The following is a 229-nucleotide window of genomic DNA, read 5'->3' as shown; positions in this document are numbered from 1 at the left end:
CGAGGCAGTCGAACTCGACGTGGACGGTCGCACGGTGCGCATCTCGCACCCCGAGCGCGTGGACTTCCCCGAGATCGGGGCGACCAAGCTCGACCTCGCGAACTACTCCCTGAGCGTGGGGGAGGGGATCGTCCGGGCACTCCGCGAACGGCCCTGCAGGCTGCACCGGGTCCTCGACGGGCTCGAAGGGCGGAAGGTACACCAGAAGCGATTGCCGCGCGGGGCTCCG

The 229-nt window shown here is 70.3% G+C and carries 1 pseudogene; it reads left to right on the top strand.

Going from position 1 to position 229, the window contains the following annotated elements:
* Positions 1-229, top strand: a pseudogene (locus NVV99_RS27060) (ATP-dependent DNA ligase); the annotation flags it as partial.

The organism is Rhodococcus sp. PAE-6, from assembly GCF_025290685.1.
Taxonomy (GTDB): domain Bacteria; phylum Actinomycetota; class Actinomycetes; order Mycobacteriales; family Mycobacteriaceae; genus Rhodococcus; species Rhodococcus pyridinivorans.
Note: the sequence above shows the minus strand (reverse complement) of the source record. Positions and strands in the feature narration are given on the sequence as shown.